This window comes from Kribbella alba, from assembly GCF_039529635.1.
GTDB lineage: Bacteria > Actinomycetota > Actinomycetes > Propionibacteriales > Kribbellaceae > Kribbella > Kribbella alba.
Map to the genome: position 1 here is coordinate 413,040 of NZ_BAAANE010000004.1, position 12,964 is coordinate 426,003.

At 68.3% G+C, this 12,964-nt stretch carries 10 protein-coding genes and 1 pseudogene; 2 read left to right on the plus strand and 9 right to left on the minus strand.

Annotated features, from left to right (window positions below; translation table 11 throughout):
- Nucleotides 1-157: 157 nt before the first annotated feature.
- Both ABD210_RS08695 and ABD210_RS08700 read left to right on the plus strand, forming a co-directional pair.
- Nucleotides 158-730 (plus strand): TetR/AcrR family transcriptional regulator, encoded by a 573-nt coding sequence (locus tag ABD210_RS08695; RefSeq protein ID WP_344110454.1) that lies wholly within the window; start codon nucleotides 158-160, stop codon nucleotides 728-730.
- Nucleotides 731-949: 219 nt separating this feature from the next.
- Nucleotides 950-1,159 (plus strand): annotated as a pseudogene (locus ABD210_RS08700) (methyltransferase domain-containing protein); the annotation flags it as partial.
- A gap of 336 nt (nucleotides 1,160-1,495) precedes the next feature.
- Here the strand turns inward: ABD210_RS08700 and ABD210_RS08705 are convergent.
- The 9 genes from ABD210_RS08705 to ABD210_RS08745 form a co-directional block, all read right to left on the minus strand.
- Complete coding sequence (locus ABD210_RS08705) at nucleotides 1,496-2,446, minus strand: Ppx/GppA phosphatase family protein (protein WP_344110455.1); 951 nt, start codon at nucleotides 2,444-2,446, stop codon at nucleotides 1,496-1,498.
- Nucleotides 2,439-2,939, minus strand: coding sequence for a DUF501 domain-containing protein (locus ABD210_RS08710; RefSeq protein WP_344110456.1), 501 nt, complete (start codon nucleotides 2,937-2,939; stop codon nucleotides 2,439-2,441). Before ABD210_RS08710 ends, ABD210_RS08705 begins: the two co-directional genes overlap by 8 nt.
- Nucleotides 2,936-3,415, minus strand: a complete 480-nt coding sequence (locus ABD210_RS08715; protein ID WP_344110457.1) for an FtsB family cell division protein — start codon at nucleotides 3,413-3,415, stop codon at nucleotides 2,936-2,938. Before ABD210_RS08715 ends, ABD210_RS08710 begins: the two co-directional genes overlap by 4 nt.
- Nucleotides 3,416-3,562: 147 nt before the next feature.
- Nucleotides 3,563-4,843 carry a phosphopyruvate hydratase gene (gene eno / locus ABD210_RS08720; RefSeq protein WP_344110458.1) on the minus strand — a complete coding sequence of 427 codons (1,281 nt, stop codon included), beginning with the start codon at nucleotides 4,841-4,843 and terminating at the stop codon, nucleotides 3,563-3,565.
- A 311-nt stretch (nucleotides 4,844-5,154) separates the two neighbouring features.
- Nucleotides 5,155-6,144: a nucleoside triphosphate pyrophosphohydrolase gene (locus tag ABD210_RS08725; protein ID WP_344110459.1), complete on the minus strand. Its 990-nt coding sequence runs from the start codon at nucleotides 6,142-6,144 to the stop codon at nucleotides 5,155-5,157.
- A gap of 29 nt (nucleotides 6,145-6,173) precedes the next feature.
- Nucleotides 6,174-6,800, minus strand: coding sequence for a SurA N-terminal domain-containing protein (locus ABD210_RS08730; RefSeq protein WP_344110460.1), 627 nt, complete (start codon nucleotides 6,798-6,800; stop codon nucleotides 6,174-6,176).
- A gap of 26 nt (nucleotides 6,801-6,826) precedes the next feature.
- On the minus strand, nucleotides 6,827-10,450 hold the full coding sequence (mfd, locus tag ABD210_RS08735; protein ID WP_344110461.1) for a transcription-repair coupling factor: 3,624 nt from the start codon (nucleotides 10,448-10,450) through the stop codon (nucleotides 6,827-6,829).
- Entirely contained in the window at nucleotides 10,447-11,022 is a 576-nt protein-coding gene (pth, locus tag ABD210_RS08740) for an aminoacyl-tRNA hydrolase (protein WP_344110462.1), read from the minus strand. The genes mfd and pth overlap by 4 nt, the downstream gene beginning before the upstream one ends.
- Nucleotides 11,023-11,061: 39 nt before the next feature.
- Entirely contained in the window at nucleotides 11,062-11,709 is a 648-nt protein-coding gene (locus tag ABD210_RS08745; RefSeq protein ID WP_344110463.1) for a 50S ribosomal protein L25/general stress protein Ctc, read from the minus strand.
- Between the last annotated feature and the right edge of the window lie 1,255 nt (nucleotides 11,710-12,964).

The following is a 12,964-nucleotide window of genomic DNA, read 5'->3' on the forward strand; positions in this document are numbered from 1 at the left end:
CAGCGTCACTCGCGGGGAGGTCGTCTTTCTGTGTCTGGTTTCGGACATGGTTATGGACATGCGGAAGTCCTTCGAAAGGGTGTGAACCTGGTAAAGTCGAGGTGTGCCTCCAGTATAACGGAGGTACCCCTCCGGTTCTAGTGGAAAGGCGGCTGAGGTGACCGACAACACCCGCTCCGGCCTGGGCGTCGCCGTGAAGCGCCCCCATCGCGCGGACGCCCGCCGCAACTTCGACGCGCTGCTTGGCGCCGCCCGGGACGCGTTCGCCCAGAACGGCGCCGGAGCCTCGCTGGAGGACATCGCCCGCCGCGCCGGCGTCGGGATCGGCACCCTCTACCGGAACTTCCCGACCCGCCAGGACCTGTTCGACAGCGTCTACCTGGGCGAGATCGAGGAACTGTGCGAAGCCGCCGTCCAGGTCGCCGACCTGCCGCCGTGGGAGGCGCTGGAGACGTGGCTGCAGCGCTTCGTCGGGTACGCCGCCACGAAGCGGGCGATCTACGAGGAGCTGAACCGCGACTCCGAGATGTTCAGCAAGGCCCGCGAGGCGATGTACGGTGCCGGCCAGCCGCTCTTCGACCAGGCCCAGGCGGTCGGCGCGGTCCGCACCGACACCACCTTCGACGACGTACTCCGCATGGTCAGCGGCCTGACCGGCGCCGGCTTCGTCGACGAGGCCCAACGCACCCGAGTCCTCCACCTGGCCCTGGACGGCCTCCGCCCCCGCTGAGCCTGCCGATCATCGAGGCGACCAGGAGGATTTGTGGACGTTGAGGTTGCGGCTAACCGGGTGGCTTGGGAGAAGGCTTCTCAGAAGCACGTCCGGGAGTACGACGAGCATTTGGCTGAGGCTGCGCGACTGGAGTCGGTGCTGCCGTTGGAGTTGAAGCTGCTCGAGCCGGCTCTCGCCAAGGCGCCGGTCGTGGTGCATCTGCAGAGTGGGCACGGGATGGACGATGTCGCGCTGGTGGCGAAGGGTGCGCGGTCGGTCGTCGGCGTCGACTACAGCGCGACGGCCGCCGCCGCCGCTCACCGGAGAGCACGCGAGCTCGAGGCCGGCGCGCAGTACGTGGTGGCTGAGGTGCCGATGGTTCCGCTGAAAGATGCGTGCGCTGACCTGGTCTACACAGGCAAGGGCGCGCTCATCTGGATGCGCGACATCCGGGCCTGGGCCGACGAGGTCGCGCGGCTCCTCAAGCCCGCCGGCCAGCTCTACGTCTACGAAGCGCATCCGACCGTACCGCTGTGGTCATGGGACGAGGACGAAGCCAGGATCCGCCCGGATCGCAGTTACTTCGCGAAGTCGCACATCAACGACAGCTTCCCGGCCAACGGCGCGCAGGAATGGCAGTGGTCGCTCGGCGACATCATCACCGCGGTCGTGCGGGCAGGCCTGGAGGTCGAGGTGCTCGAGGAGTACGCCGAGCCGTTCTGGCGCCCCGCTGACGGGACCACGGCAGCCGCTTGGCAAGGGCGTCTGCCGAACTCCTTCGCGCTACTCGCCCGCCGCAATAGCAAGGGCGAGCGCGACCCCGTCGAGGATGTCGTGCTCGGAGACCAGCACCTCGTCGTACAGGAGGTTGTCGGCCATCCGGTCGTACAACCGCTGCAGGATGAGCGCGCCGGCGCCGATGACGTCCACGCGGCCCGGATGGATCGCCGGCACTTCGCTCCGTGCGGCACGGCTGGATCCCATCAGCCACGAGGTGGTGTCGAGCAGCCGGTCAGCCGGGATCCGCGCGTGGTGGATCACCCCCGGGTCGTACTCCGTCAGCCCGAGCGCGACGGCCGCCACAGTCGTCACCGTTCCGGCCACCCCGACCAGGCTCCTTGCCTGCGACAACGGCACCGAGGTCGAGTCGAGCAGCGCGTCGACGTCCTTCGTGGCGGCGGCCATCTCCTCGATCGTCGCTGGATCGGAGGCCAGGTGACGCTCGGTCATCCGCACCGATCCCATGTCGAGGGACTCCGCCGCCAAGACCCCGGAAGCGTCACCGAGCACCAGCTCGGTGGAACCACCGCCGATGTCCGCGACCAGATACGGCCCGGGGATATCCAGCGCAGCGAGTCCATCCGTCGCGCCCGCGAAGCTCAGCGCGGCTTCCTCTGCGCCAGAGATGATCTCCGGCTCCACTCCGAAGCGGGCCGAGATCCCGGCGAAAAACTGGTCCCGGTTGCTCACATCCCGGGCCGCGGACGTCGCGACGAAGCGGAGCCGCGATACCCCCGCATCACGCACCAGGACGGCGAATTCGTCAGCCGCCGCGAAGGTCCTGGTCAGGGCCCCGGGAGCGAAAGCGCCGGTCGAGTCGACCCCTTGGCCGAGGCGGACGATCCGCATCTGCCGGCCGACCTCGGTCAGCTCGCCGTCGGCGTAGTCCGCGATCAGCAGCCGGATCGAGTTCGTCCCGCAGTCGACCGCCGCCACGCGCAGCGGCTCAGTCATCCGCTGAGGCGTTCACGCACGGACCCCGCCTGCCCCAGTCGGGCAGCGCCGCCAAAGCCTCGTCGCCCAGCGGGTTGACGCCGGGCGCACAGGCCAGCGAGTGAGCGACGAGGACGTGCAGACACTTCACCCGGGTCGGCATCCCGCCGGCCGAGATCCCGTCGATCTCAGCGACATGTTCGATCGACTCCCGGTGCTTCAGATACGCCTCGTGCGCGGCCTGATAGGCCTTGGCCAGCTCCTCGTCGGTTCCCAGCCGGTCCGTCATCTCCTTCATCATTCCCTCGGCCTCGAGCGTGCCGATCGCCGAAGCGAGCCTCGGGCAGGTGATGTAGAAGGTGGTCGGGAACGGCGTTCCGTCCGGCAGCCTGGGCTCGGTCTCGACCACGTCGGGCAGGCCGCAACCGCAGCGGTGCGCGATCGAGCGGATCCCGCGGGCGGGGCGGCCGAGCTGCGCACTGACCGCCGCGACGTCTTCGGGTGGAACTGTCACCGGGCGGCCTTCGGCGAGGGAGTGAGGATCGGTTTGGGTTTCGGCTTGGCCGGCGGTGCGGTGGTCTGGCCGGCCGGTTTGCCCGCGCCGTCGACGCTGCCCCACAGCTTCGTGTACCAGGTCGGGTCCTGCTGGTCGGCCTGCGGATCGACCGGACCGCTCGGCTCCGGCGGCGCCCCGACGGGCTTGCCGTCGGCGCCGATCACCCGGTAGCCCACCTCACCCGGCATCACCCAGCCGAGGCGTTGCCTGGCCTGGGCCCGGACGTAGGCGTTGTCGCCCCAGCGGGCGATCTCGTCGTCCAACTGGTTGACCCGCTTCTCCCGGTCCTGGATCTCCTGCTGCAGCGCGCTGATCTGCTGGTGCTGGTCGAACCACACCCGCAGGCTCTGCGCGTAGGACACGATCAGCGCGCCGAGCACGAGCAGCACGACGGCAGCCCGGCCGGTCAGATTGCGTGAACCCCTGGTCCGCACCGGGCCAGCCGGGGTGCCCGCGGTACGGCGTTTGGGCTGGTTGCCGTCCCTCCGGGCAGGTGGACGCGATTGGCTGCGACTCGTCGGACGCGAGCCTGGGCGTGCACCTGGATCCCGGCGGGAGGACATCCAAAAATCCTACGCTGGTCAGCCCTTGAATCGCGGGAAGGCCGAGCGACCGGCGTACCGGGCCGCGTCGTCCAGTTCCTCCTCGATCCGGAGCAGCTGGTTGTACTTCGCGGTGCGGTCGGACCGGGCCGGGGCGCCGGACTTGATCTGGCCGCAGTTCGTCGCGACCGCGAGGTCGGCGATGGTGGTGTCCTCGGTCTCACCGGAGCGGTGGCTCATCATGCAGGTGAAGCCGTTGCGGTGGGCCAGGTCGACGGCGTCCAGCGTCTCGGTCAGGGAGCCGATCTGGTTCACCTTCACCAGCAGCGAGTTCGCCGACTTCTCGGTGATACCGCGCTGCAGCCGCTCGACGTTGGTGACGAACAGGTCGTCGCCGACGATCTGGATCTTGTCACCGAGCTGGGCGCTGAGGTTCTTCCAACCGTCCCAGTCCTCTTCGTTCAGCGGGTCCTCGATGGACACGATCGGGTACGACGCCACCAGGTCCGCGTAGTACGCGATCATCTCGTCGGAGGACTTCTTGCCGCCCTCGAAGGCGTACACGCCGTCGGTGTGGAACTCGCTCGCGGCCACGTCCATGGCCAGCGCGATGTCCTTGCCGACCTGCAGGCCGGCCTTCTCGATCGCGACCACGATCAGGTCGAGCGCGTCGCGGTTGCTCGGCAGGTTCGGGGCGAAACCACCCTCGTCACCGAGGCCGGTGGACAGCCCGCGCTCCTTCAGCACCGCCTTCAGCGCGTGGTAGACGCCCGCACCCTGCATCAGCGCATCGGCGTACGTCGCCGCACCGATCGGGGCGATCATGAACTCCTGCACGTCGACGTTGCTGTCCGCGTGGGCGCCGCCGTTGAGGATGTTCATCATCGGCACCGGAAGCACGTGCGCGTTCGGGCCGCCGACGTAGCGGTACAGGTCCAGCCCGGCGCTCTCGGCCGCTGCCTTGGCCACCGCGAGGCTGACGCCGAGGATGGCGTTCGCACCCAGCTTGGCCTTGTTCGGGGTGCCGTCGAGGTCGAGCATGGCCTGGTCGATCAGCCGCTGCTCGTGCACGTCGTACCCGACGATCTCCTTGTCGATGTCCTCCAGGATGGCCATCACGGCCTTCTGGACACCCTTGCCGCCGTAGCGGGACTTGTCCCCGTCCCGCAGCTCGACAGCTTCGAACTGGCCGGTGGAAGCGCCCGACGGCACCGCCGCCCGGGCTACGGTGTCGTCGTCGAGCAGAACCTCGACCTCGACAGTGGGGTTGCCGCGCGAGTCGAGAATCTCACGCGCTCCGACGGCCTCGATGGTGGCCACAGCTACTCCCTTGTTCACACCTTGATGTCACCGCCGAGCCTAACGTCCAGACCAGCACACCTACTGGACCGCGTCGGCCTTTTTCGATTGTCCGAGGTCCCAAGTGGTTGTCCGCGGTCCCGAGTTCTGGCGACGGGCAGGTCTGGGGGCCTTGGACACCGACTCGGGTCCTCGGACAAGACATTTCGTGTCCCAGACCCCCACGTGGTGTCCGAACCCCCGACAGCTGGTCCGACATCTGGCCGGAAACCCGGGCCGACAACCCGGGCCGACAACCCGAAGCGCCGTTGGATCCGCGGCCCTCTGGAGAGTTAGCTGCCGGCTTCGGCAGTGCGGATTTCTTGGGCGAGGCGGCGGGTGGCGGCGCGGAGGGATTGCTCGGCGTCTTGGCCCGAGGCCCGGGCCTTGCGGACCAGGTCGAGGAGGCGGTCGCCGAGGTCGTCGGAAGGAGCGGGAGGCTCGGACGGAAGGACCTTGGCGGCTCGGGAGAGCAGTTTGTCCGCTAGCGCCAGGGCCGGGAGGGCCAGGGGGATGCCTTCGAGGACGGAGGTGCGTTGCTTCTCGGCGGCCTTGATGGTTTCCCAGTTCGCCTCGACCGCGGCCGCGTCGGCGGCGAGGGTGTCGGCGAAGACGTGGGGGTGTCGGCGGATCAACTTCTCGACGATGTCGCCGGCGACATCGTCGATGGAGAAGCCTTCGTCGGGCTCTTCCTCGGCGATCCGGGAGTGGAAGGCGACCTGAAGGAGCAGATCGCCGAGTTCCTCGCGCAGATGGTCGGTATCACCCGAGTCGATCGCCTCGAGCGTCTCGTAGGTCTCCTCGAGCAGGTACTTCGCCAGGCTCTCGTGCGTCTGCTCCTGGTCCCAAGGGCAGTTCCGGCGGAGCCGGTCCATCACGCGGACCAGGTCGATCAGCCGCGCGCCCGGTACGTCGTACGAGCCGTGCACGATCTCGACCTCGTACGCCGGGCGCGGCTCCCGGCTGAGCTCGTCCGCGATGAGGCGCAGCAGACCTGGTTCCCCGTCGTCGCCGACGAGCCACGCCACCTGCCCTCCGAGGCCGGCGGTGGTGGTCAACCAGGCCCAGTGGCCCACCGTGTCCCCGGGGATCCGCTCGACCGTCAAGCCCTCGGCCTCAAGAGCCTGGACGTCCGGACGCTCGACGGCCCCGCGTGCCGCACCGACCTCATCCGCGTCCTCGAACGCGCGCCATGCGGCGCGGGTGAGCACTCCGGGAGCTACCCGCGGGCTGGTCAGGACGACCTTGATCCCGCCGACGGCGGCATCGGGCGAGGTACTCACAGGGCCGAGGCGATCACGGGGTGCGCGGGTCAGCCCTGCGGCTGCGGCTGTGGTGTCTGCTGGCTGGTCGCAGCCTGCGACGCCTGCGACTGCGGCGACAGGTCGGACAGCGAGCCGGAGGCCTTGCCGTCGATCGTGCCGTCGGTCCACTTGCCGAAGCGCGGCGCGATGTCGACCCTGATGTTCTTCGAGGCGTCCTTGATCACGCCCTGGCCGGCCTGCTGGGCCTGCTGCGCGTTCGGGTCGGTGACCCCGGTGCCGCCGCCCAGCTTGATCGTGCCGATCACGGCCTGCGCGACACCACGGAGGAAGTTGTTCGCAACCGGGTCGTTGACGAGCTTGTCGTACGTGGCCTGGTCGGAGACGACGGCCTTCATACCTGCCGCGGTCTCGGCGTCGCTGATCTTGATCGAGCGCTGCTCGGTGATTTGCTGGACCAGCGCGCTGTTCACCAGATTGCTGAGCGTCGCACCGCTGGTGAACGGCTGGCCGAGGGCGGTGGAAACCGCGCGGGTGGTCTGGTCGAGGTCGCCCACTGTGATCTCGGTGTTGCCGACCACGGCAGCCGCGCCCGGGTGGGTGCCGGCGGCGCAACCGGCCAGCACCAGCACCGAAGCCAGCGCCGCACCAACGACCTTGGCGAGGGATCTACTCACCGGAACTCTCCTCCAACTGAAATTCATCAGGCCGGCGCCCCGACGGGCTCGGCGATCACGTCGTCGATCAGTCTGGTGCACCACTGCAACAGCTCCTGGTCCCGGAGCGGCTGACCGGCGACCGGCCGGGTGGCAGGTCGTGGCACCAGGATCGTACGCAGTTGCGGCTTGACCAGACTCTTCGGGTACAGCCTGTTCAACCGCAGCACCTTCGAGTCGGGCAGTTCGACCGGCCCGAACCGGATCAGGTTGCCCTGCAGGGTGACGTCGTGCAGACCCGCCCGGCGGGCGTGGTTACGGAACTTCGCTACCTCGATCAGGTTGAGCACCGGCTGCGGGATGTCGCCGTACCGGTCGTGCAGTTCTTCGACCAACTCCTCGATCTCGGCGTCATCCCGCACCGCGGCGATCCGCTGGTACATCTCGAGCCGGAGGCGCTGCGAGGGCACGTAGTCGTGCGGCAGGTGCGCGTCGATCGGCAGCTCGATCTTGACCTCGGGCTCCTCGGCCTGGGTGTCACCCCGGTACTCCGCGACGGCTTCGCCGACGAGCCGGACGTACAGGTCGAACCCGACATCCGCGATGTGGCCCGACTGCTCCCCGCCGAGCAGGTTGCCCGCGCCCCGGATCTCCAGGTCCTTCATCGCCACCTGCATGCCGGCACCGAGATCGGCGTGCTGCGCGATCGTGGCGAGCCGGTCGTGCGCGGTCTCGGTGAGCGGCTTCTCGGGCGGGAAGAAGAAGTACGCGTAGGCGCGCTCGCGGCCTCGTCCGACCCGGCCGCGGAGCTGGTGCAGCTGGGACAGGCCGAGCAGGTCGGACCGTTCCACGATCAGCGTGTTCGCGTTCGAGATGTCGATGCCCGACTCAACGATCGTCGTACAGACGATGACGTCGGACTCCTTCTCCCAGAAGCCCTGGATGACCTGCTCGAGCTGGTGCTCGGGCATCTGCCCGTGCGCGACCGAGACCCGCGCCTCCGGCACCAGCTGGCGGATCCGTGCGGCCGCCTTCTCGATCGTGTTCACGCGGTTGTGCACGAAGAAGACCTGACCCTCACGGAGCAGCTCGCGCCGGATGGCGGCGGTCACCTGGCCCTCTTCGTACGCGCCGACGAAGGTCAGCACCGGGTGCCGCTCCTCCGGCGGGGTCGCGATCGTCGACATCTCCCGGATGCCGGTGATCGACATCTCCAGCGTGCGCGGGATCGGCGTCGCGGACATGGTCAGTACGTCGACCGCGGTCCGCAGCCGCTTCAGCTGCTCCTTGTGCTCGACGCCGAACCGCTGCTCCTCGTCGACGACGACCAGGCCGAGATCCTTGAACTGGACCTCGCCGCTGAGCAACCGGTGGGTGCCGATCACCACGTCGACGGACCCGTCGGCCAGGCCGTCGAGGGATGCCTTGGCCTCCTTGTCGGTCTGGAACCGCGACAGCGGAGCCACGTTCACCGGGAAGGCGGCGTACCGCTCGGCGAACGTCGCGTAGTGCTGCTGCACGAGCAGAGTGGTCGGGACGAGTACGGCGACCTGCTTGCCGTCCTGCACGGCCTTGAAGGCAGCCCGTACGGCGATCTCGGTCTTGCCGTAGCCGACATCTCCACAGACGATCCGGTCCATCGGGGTGACGCGCTCCATGTCGCGCTTCACGTCGTCGATGGTGGCGAGCTGGTCGGGCGTCTCCACGAACGGGAACGCGTCCTCCAGTTCGCGCTGCCAGGGGGTGTCCCTGGCGAACGCGTGACCCTTGGTGGCCTGCCGCGCGGCGTACAGCTTGATCAGCTCGCCGGCGATCTGGCGGACCGCCTTGCGTGCGCGGCCCTTGCGCTTGGCCCAGTCGCCGCCGCCCATCTTGTCGAGCGAGGGCTGCTCGCCACCGACATACCGGGTGACCTGGTCGAGCTGGTCGCTCGGCACGTACAGCCGGTCGCCGGGCTGGCCGCGCTTGCTCGGCGCGAACTCGATCACGATGTACTCGCGGGTGGCCTTCTGCGCACCGGTGCCGACGGTCCGCTGCATCATCTCGACGTAGCGGCCGACGCCGTGCTGCTCGTGCACGACGTAGTCGCCCGGGGTCAGCTCCAGCGGGTCGACCGCCTTCTTCCGGCGGCTCGGCATCCGTTGCTGGGAACGCCGTTCGGCCGCCGATCGCTGACCCGCCAGGTCGTTCTCGGTGAGCACCGCGAACTTGATGCCCTCGGCAATGAATCCGCGTTCCAGCGCGCCTTGGGAGATCAGGATGACGCCGGGCTCGGGGATCCCGTCGATGCTGTCGACGGTCCGCGCGGGCAGCTCCGCCTCGGAGAAGACCTCGGCCAACCGCTGGGCCGGGCCGTGGCCTTCCGTCACGCACACGACGCGCCAGCCGTCCCGCAACCAAGCGCGCACATCTTCGACAGCAGCAGCTGTTTCGCCCCGATAGGGGTCGACCTCGTGCGCGGCGATCGCGCGGCTGCGGACCGCACCGGCGTCCGGGTCGATGTCGAAGGAGACGCGCTCCCCCATCGAGTCCCGCAGCTCGGGCGAGTCCGTCGGAGCCGCGGCGAACGGCGACATGCTCCACCAGGCAAGGCCCCTGCCCAGGGCGTGCGCCCGCACGTCGGCCAGCGAGATGTACGCCGCCGCACCCAGGTCGATCGGCGCCTCGCCACCACCTGCGGCAGCGGCCCAGGATGCCTCCAGGAACTCCTGGCTGGTGGCGACCAGGTCGTGCGCGCGAGCGCGAACCCGCTCGGGGTCGCTGACGACGATGTGCGTTCCGGCCGGCATCAGATCGACGAGCAGTTCCATGTCGTCGACCAGGACGGGCGCGAGCGATTCCATCCCCTCGACCGCGTGACCTTCGGCCAGCTTCTCGAACAGTTCGGAGAGCTCCGGGTGCTCCTTGGCCAGTACTGCGGCCCGTGCGCGCACCTCGTCGGTCAGCAGCAACTCGCGGCAAGGAGGTGCCCACAGTCCGTGCTGGGCGATCTCCAGCGACCGCTGATCGGCGACAGCGAAGTACCGGATCTCCTCCACGTCGTCACCGAAGAAGTCGACCCGCAGCGGGTGTTCCTCGGTCGGCGGGAAGACGTCGATGATGCCGCCGCGTACGGCGAACTCACCGCGGCGCTCGACCAGATCCACCCGGTGGTAGGCCGCGCCGGCCAGCCGCTGGACGACGTCCTCGAGCTCCACAGAGTCGCCAACGTGCAGCTGGACCGGTTGCAGGTCGGCGAGTCCCGCCACCTGCGGCTGCAGCACGGATCGCACCGGTGCGACGAGGATCTTGATCGGCCCGGTCGTCTCGTCCGACGGATCCGGGTGCGCCAGGCGTCGCAGTACTGCGAGTCGCCGGCCGACCGTGTCCGACCGGGGGGACAACCGCTCGTGCGGCAGCGTCTCCCAGGCCGGGTAGTAGGCGACGCTGCCGGGCTCGACCATGCACTGCAAAGCCTCGGTGAGCTCCTCGGCCTCGCGGAACGTGGCGGTCACCGCCAGCACCGGGCGGTCAGCACCGTTGTGAGCGGCCAGCGCAGCCATCAGCACCGGGCGGATCGGCCCGGGAGCGCTCAGGTCGAGCGTCGTGACCCCGTCAGTGCGGGCATCACGAACGGCCTCGGCCACCACCGGATCGGTGATCAGGGTGTCGACCAGACCGGCCAGTTTCACGAGTTGTACTTCCCTTGGGTTGCTTCGAGACCATCCGTGAGCAGGGACTCGAATGCGTCCGCGCTGCGGTCCACCGCGAACGGTAGGTCCTTGCGTTCGGTCGAGGAGAACTCGTTCAGGACGAAGTCCGCCGGGTTCTGCCGGCCCGGGGGCCGGCCCACACCGAACCTCAGTCGATGGTACTCACCGGTACCAAGCGATTTCCGCAGCGACTTGAGCCCGTTGTGGCCGTTGTCGCCGCCGCCGAACTTGGCCCGGAGGGTGCCGAAGTCGATATCGAGCTCGTCGTGGATGACGACCAGCGAGGCCGGCTCGAGCTTGAAGAACTTCAGCAGGCCGGACACCGGTCCGCCGGACTCATTCATGTAGGACCGGGGCTTGGCCAAGATCGTGCGGATGCCGCTGATCCGGGTCTCGATCACCTCGGCCTTGGCATGCTTGTGCTGCTTCCACCCACCGCCGACCCGGGCAGCCAGCTCGTCGGCCACCATCTGGCCGACGTTGTGCCGGGTCTTGGCATAGGAGGGGCCGGGATTCCCCAGTCCGACGACCAACCACACGTCGTCCGCCACGGATCCCGGCCCTCCTGTTGAAGCTGTTGTGACTGCTACCTACTCGGCAGCGGCGGCGACCGTCTCGGTCGAGGCGACCTCCGGCTCGTCCCGCTCGATGCCCGCTTCGGCCTCGGCCTCGGCCAGGTCGGCGTCGACCTGCTCGGCGGTCTGAGCGGCGGTCACGTTGATGATCAGCGTGTCCGGCTCGATCGCCAGCGTCGTACCGGAGGGCAGTTTGAGGTCCGACGCGTGGATCTGCGCGCCGACGTCGAGACCCTCGACGGAGACGGTGACGCCGTCCGGGATGTGCGTCGCCTCGGCCTCGACCAGGATCGACGGGTGCTCGAGCACGACCAGCGTGTCGCTGACGGCCTCGCCCTCGACGTGCACGGCGATGTCGACCTGCACCTTCTCACCGCGCTTCACGATGACCAGGTCGACGTGCTCGATGAAGCCCTTGATCGGGTCGCGCTGGACCTGCTTCGGCAGCGCCAGCAGGCTCTCGCTGCCCTCGACCTCGATCAGCAGCAGGGCGTTGGCGGTCTTCAGCGCCAGCATGGTGTCGTGACCGGGCAGCGTGATGTGCACCGGGTCCGTGCCGTGGCCGTAAAGGACGGCGGGCACCTTGTTGTCCCGGCGGATTCGGCGGGCAGCACCCTTGCCGAACTCCGTGCGCGACTCGGCTTGGATCTTGACCTCGGCCACGAGATGAACTCCTCAAGTGCGTTGCGGTGATCTGTTGTCAGTGGTGGAACCGATTGCTGGCCTCAGCGGGCACGTCATGACGCCGCAACAGGCGACAAGCAACGAACCACCGCGTCGATCACGGAGCCGCGCCCGCCAGTTTCCGGGGGGCGTCCCTCGCCGAGGCAACCTGCACAGTCTACCCATCACCGGGCGGGTTCGGGAAATCCGTTCGATCGGCAGTTTCTGCCGGATCGTTACCGGTCGCCGCAGAACTTTGCCCGGGATCGATCGTCATATATGTCGACGATGACCGTCGACCTGGGGGAAATGCAGTGCCACTGACGACGGCGCCCAAGCATGCTGCAAGATCGACTCCTCTGATCGAACGACCGCAAGGGCAGCCTGTCGCCCTGGTCGGGCTGCTGGTGGTGGCGGTGTTCGTCCGGCTCGTGTTCTTCGACTACCAGTCGCCGGACTATCAGACCTTCCTGGGACCGTGGGCCGCCTTCATAGACCAGCACGGCGGCTTCGGGGCCTTGCAGTACTCGTTCTCGAACTACAACGCGCTGTATCTGTATCTCATGGCGGCGGTCAGCTACCTCCCGCTGTCACCTCTCGTCGCGGTCAAGCTCATCTCGGCCATCTTCGAGGTCATCCTCGGGTGGTACGTCTACCGGTTGCTCCGGCTGCGATACCCCACTGGCTGGGTGCCGCCGACCGGAGCCGTGGTGGTGCTGCTGCCGACCGTCGTGCTCAACGGGGCCATGTGGGGACAAGCCGATGCCACCTATGCGGCCATGGCTGCGGGCGGGCTCTACCACCTGCTGCTGAGGAGACACTGGAGAGCCTGCGTGTTCTTCGGGCTGGCACTGGCCTTCAAGCTGCAGATCGTCTTCCTGTTTCCGGCGTTGTTGCTGTTCGCCTTGCGCCGGTGGCTCCCGTGGCGGGCCTTGCTGGCAATACCTGCCGTGTACCTGCTTCTCGACGTACCGGCCGTGTTGTTGGGCGCCGACCCTGGACGGCTGCTGTCCATCTACCTGGACCAGACCAATCAGTACCCCGTCCTCAGCATGAACGCCCCGACGGTCTACACCTATCTGCTGCAGGACACCGGCGACACGATCCGCAAGGCGGGCGTCCTGCTGACCGGGCTGATCCTGCTCGGACCGATCATTTTCGCCGCGCTGCACCGCATTCAGCTCACGCCTGCCCGGATCTTGCTGATCAGTTCGTTGTCGGTGCTGCTGACGCCGTTCCTGCTGCCGTCCATGCA

Excerpts from the sequence above, each read along its gene's own strand:
- ABD210_RS08705 (WP_344110455.1), bottom strand. The coding sequence starts at position 2,446 with ATGACTGAGCCGCTGCGCGTGGCGGCGGTCGACTGCGGGACGAACTCG.